We start from the raw sequence: 3,836 nt of genomic DNA, 5'->3' as shown, positions 1-3,836 counted from the left end.
GAGCTAAAAGTTGGGGTGGAAGGTCAGCTTAATCCACGTCTGCAACTGTGGGGCAACGTCGCCCAGCAGTTGGGGGACAACGGTTACAGCGATACCCAGGGAATGCTAGGCATGAAATATCTCTTTTAATACCACTTTGCCGCCCGTCACGTACGGGTGGCGCGCTCCCCGCATCAACCTGATAAGCGTAGCACATCAGGCAAGCCGGACAGTGATATCACCGCCCGGCTTCTTCTTCTTAAACGGGCTAGATGTGCAGTTCCTGCAACTTCTCTTTCGGCAGCGCCAGTTCCTCATTGCTGTTGATACGCACGTCGCGCTCCAGAATGCTACGTGCAATATCCTGTGCTTCCTGCAACGAGTGCATCTGGTAAGTACCGCACTGGTAGACATTCAGTTCAGGGATCTGATTCTGATCCTTCACTTTCAGCACATCTTCCATTGCCGCCTTCCAGGCATCAGCAACACGCTGCTCATCTGGCGTACCAATCAGACTCATATAGAAACCGGTGCGGCAACCCATTGGCGAGATATCAATAATCTCAACGCCGTTACCGTTAAGATGGTTGCGCATAAAACCAGCAAACAGATGCTCCAGGGTATGGATACCTTTTTCTGGCATTACTTCTTTGTTCGGCACGCAGAAACGCAGATCGAACACGGTGATTGCGTCGCCATGCGGGGTGTTCATTGTTTTCGCCACCCGAACTGCAGGCGCTTCCATCCGGGTATGATCGACTGTGAAGCTATCTAACAACGGCATTTAGCCACCTCCGGTAATTTTTTTTAAAATATTCTGAACTCTTTGTTCCCAGGCGAGTCTGAGTATATGAAAGACGCGCATTTGTTATCATCATCCCTGAATTCAGAGATGAAATTTTGGCCACTCACGAGTGGCCTTTTTCTTTTCTATCAGCTGTGTTTTTCCAGCCACACCTTGAACGACTCGGTGTCTGCGGCTTCCATTTCCTGCTGACGGCGTTTAGACGCTTCGCGCTCGGCAATAAAATCGTCTTCACGCAGAATTTCCAGCGGCTCTTCACGCAACAAATTGCGATAAGCCTCACCAAACGCTTTCCCGGTTCCGCCAATACCAGTATCAATCATAGACCGTAAGATGCGGGCGGAGAAAGTCAGATCGGGATTATCAAAGCAGGCCACCAGTTCATCACACACTTTCTGGTATGCTTCGCCGCCGTTAATGCTGTCCAGCGTTTGCGCGACGCGTTTCAGATCCCGGAACAGATCTTTGCCCACCTGCGGCAACGGGAATTGCGCAGTTTCACAGCCAATTCCCAGTGTCAGCCCCGGCTTACGTCCTTCGAGGATCACCCGGTTCCAGTTGACGCGTGTACAGGCAAGTTCACTACTGCTCATTTCCGGTGCATCAGCCAGCGCACACCAGACCATAAACAGGTCGAGGAATCGCACCTGCTGCTCATCAACACCAATCGGCGAGAATGGGTTGATATCCAGCGAACGCACTTCGATATATTCAATGCCGCCGCGTAACAGCGCATCTGAAGGCGACTCGCCGCTGCGAGTAACGCGTTTCGGACGAATCGGCGCATACAGCTCGTTTTCAATCTGCAGCACGTTGCTGTTGATTTGCAGCCGCTTGCCGTCTTTCTCAAGACCAATCGTCGCGTACTCTTCCGACGGCGTTTTAATTGCCCGCTTCAGACCCGCTACATACTCGTAGAGATCATTAAAGGTAATACCAAGATTACTTTGCGATTTATTGGTATAGCCCAGATCGCTCAAACGTAGCGATGTTGCATACGGCAGGTAATACATGCCGCACTCAGTTTTCTCAAACGGCAGCGACGTCGGTTTACCTTGCAGGAAAGAAGAACAAATTGCCGGAGATGCGCCAAACAGGTACGGGATCACCCAACCGAAGCGATAGTAGTTACGAATAGCGCGGAAGTAGCCCGCAGAGATTTTCTCTTTGGCGTCAACGCCCGAGATATCACCACACTTCGCTTGCCAGAATGCCATTGGTAAAGAGAAGTTGTAGTGTACGCCGGAGATAGTTTGCATCAGCGCGCCATAGCGATTTTTCAGCCCTTCACGGTACAGCGTTTTAAAGCGCCCTGTATTGGACGTTCCATACTGCGCCAGTTCGATATCCTGACCTTCCGCGATGTAACATGGCATACTTAACGGCCACATCCGCTCATCGCCAATATTACGCGCGGTATAGCGATGCAAATCGCGCATAAAGGTCAACATATGCTCAATATCGCCATCGACCGGCGTAATGAACTCCAGCAACGCTTCGGCAAAATCGGTGGTGATCCATTTATGCGTCAGTGCGGAACCTAATGCTTCAGGATGACCGGTTGTTGCCAAAGTGCCATCTGGGTTAACACGCAAAGTTTCGCGCTCAAGACCACGCTGTATCCCCTTTAATGCCTGAGGATGTTTTTCCAGCCAGGCCAGCGCCTGTGATACGTCCGGGATCAAATTGACCTCCCGCCTGTCAAAATCGTTTTAATTAGCATAACTGTAATGGTGGCCATGTGTGCAGGCCTACAATTAGTGCCACCACATCATGCCCTGAACGGTGGCTGCTGCAACCGCAACATAGCGCAACGCTTTACCAAGGCACAAAAAAAAGATTACTGGCCCCCACGAGATGCGCATCCATCCCGCTAACAGACACAGTAAGTCGCCAATCACTGGCATCCAGCTTAATAAGAGTGTGACTGCGCCATAGCGTTTCAGCCAGCCAATGGCTTTTTCTTGCCAGCGCGATGTTTTGCGCAATGGAAAGAAACGCCCAAGGATAACGTTAGTTAACCCTCCAAGGCTATTACCCATTGTTGCTGTTAATACTAAAACCCAGGGATGACTCACCCCAGAAAGTAACATTGCGACCAGCACAACTTCCGAATTGCCGGGTAGTAGTGTAGCGCTGAGAAAACTACTGGCAAACAACGAGAAGAGCGACAGCGACTCACTCACAGCAAGCGAACATCCACGGCGTCCATGCCTGCGGCGCGAGCGGCCTGTATGCCAAAATCGGCATCTTCAAAGACAACGCACTGTGTTGGTTGCACGCCCATACGCTGCGCACACAGCAAAAACGTGTCTGGTGCAGGTTTATGGTGTTTGACGTGATCGGCAGCGACAACCGCGTCAAAATAACGACGTAATCCCAGATGCGTTAGCAGCGCCTCAGCGATGGCGCTTTCACTCCCCGTACCGACAGCCATTGGGCGACGACCGTGCCAGCTTTTCACCACTTCAACAAGAGGAAGCGGTTCGACGCAATCGAGCAACATGCTTCTTACGGCATCGGTTTTCTCGCGGGCTAATGCATGGGGATCGAGATCGGCCTGATTCAGCTCAATAATCGCCTGGGCTATACGCCAGGTGGGCGAGCCATTAAGCGCAATCATGGCCTGTACATCGTACTGAAGACCGTAGCGTCCTAATACTTCACGCCACGCTTTACGGTGCGTGGGTTCTGTATCCAGGATTGTGCCATCCATATCAAAAATTAAACCTGCATAACGCTCGTACATTGTCTTCTCGCAAGTCGAAAAATATGACGCTACTTTAGCGTAATTGCTTGATTTTGTCGCCGATGCGAAGGGGAAGATTATTCAGGATATGGATAAAATAGTTATTTAGAAATGAGATGTTTTTGGAGGAAATTGTTGGAGAAGATGGTGCATCCGGGAGGATGACTCACTGGCGTTCGCCCTTCGGGTCGTTGCTGGCGCAACGTTATCCTCCCTGGTGCATACATCAATATTGCAGACCATGAGGATCATCAATCGCGGATAATACGGAGAAGATGGTGCATCCGGGAGGATTCGAACCTC

The 3,836-nt window shown here is 50.9% G+C and carries 5 protein-coding genes; 1 reads left to right on the top strand and 4 read right to left on the bottom strand.

Annotated features, from left to right (window positions below; genetic code table 11):
• Positions 1-129, top strand: a 129-nt coding sequence (locus EQY_RS27315; protein WP_138984121.1) for an autotransporter outer membrane beta-barrel domain-containing protein, incomplete at its 5' end; no start/stop codon positions are given.
• A gap of 118 nt (positions 130-247) precedes the next feature.
• On the opposite strand, the gene luxS is transcribed toward EQY_RS27315, so the two are convergent.
• From luxS to yqaB, 4 genes are all read right to left on the bottom strand, one after another.
• Positions 248-763 (bottom strand): S-ribosylhomocysteine lyase, encoded by a 516-nt coding sequence (gene luxS / locus EQY_RS0116020; RefSeq protein WP_001130204.1) that lies wholly within the window; start codon positions 761-763, stop codon positions 248-250.
• Between the two features lie 149 nt (positions 764-912).
• A complete protein-coding gene (gshA, locus tag EQY_RS0116015) occupies positions 913-2,469 on the bottom strand; it encodes a glutamate--cysteine ligase (protein ID WP_000611834.1) in 1,557 nt (518 codons plus the stop codon).
• Between the two features lie 72 nt (positions 2,470-2,541).
• Entirely contained in the window at positions 2,542-2,970 is a 429-nt protein-coding gene (locus EQY_RS0116010) for a YqaA family protein (protein WP_000004484.1), read from the bottom strand.
• Positions 2,967-3,533, bottom strand: coding sequence for a fructose-1-phosphate/6-phosphogluconate phosphatase (gene yqaB / locus EQY_RS0116005; protein WP_000273320.1), 567 nt, complete (start codon positions 3,531-3,533; stop codon positions 2,967-2,969). The genes EQY_RS0116010 and yqaB overlap by 4 nt, the downstream gene beginning before the upstream one ends.
• Between the last annotated feature and the right edge of the window lie 303 nt (positions 3,534-3,836).

This window comes from Escherichia sp. TW14182 (assembly GCF_000208525.1).
GTDB classification, from domain to species: Bacteria; Pseudomonadota; Gammaproteobacteria; order Enterobacterales; family Enterobacteriaceae; genus Escherichia; species Escherichia ruysiae.
Note: the sequence above shows the minus strand (reverse complement) of the source record. Positions and strands in the feature narration are given on the sequence as shown.